The sequence below is a fragment of the Streptomyces bambusae genome (assembly GCF_020532645.1).
In the GTDB taxonomy this organism is placed as follows: Bacteria; Actinomycetota; Actinomycetes; order Streptomycetales; family Streptomycetaceae; genus Streptomyces; species Streptomyces bambusae.
Genome location: NZ_JAJAUZ010000160.1, coordinates 1 through 389 on the forward strand (window position 1 = coordinate 1; position 389 = coordinate 389).

Genomic DNA, 389 nt, shown 5'->3' on the forward strand with positions numbered 1-389 from the left:
ATGAGCCAGGCGGCACAGAACCTGAACTGGTTGATCACCAATTTCGTGGACAACACCCCCGGGGTGTCCCACACCGTGGTGGTCTCCGCCGACGGCCTCCTTCTGGCGATGTCCGACGGGTTCCCGCGTGACCGTGCCGACCAGCTGGCGGCCGTCGCCTCCGGTCTGACCTCGCTGACCGCGGGAGCCTCCCGCATCTTCGAAGGCGGCCACGTCAACCAGACCGTGGTGGAGATGGAACGCGGCTTCCTCTTCCTCATGTCGATCTCCGACGGCTCCTCGCTGGCCGTACTCGCACACCCCGAGTGCGACATCGGCCTCGTGGGCTACGAGATGGCCCTCCTCGTGGACCGAGCAGGCAGCGTCCTCACCCCGGACCTGCGCGCCGA

At 67.4% G+C, this 389-nt stretch carries 1 protein-coding gene; it reads left to right on the forward strand.

From position 1 onward, the window contains the following. A partial coding sequence (locus tag LG634_RS37635; protein ID WP_226741053.1) for a roadblock/LC7 domain-containing protein occupies positions 1 to 389 on the forward strand: 389 nt, incomplete at both ends.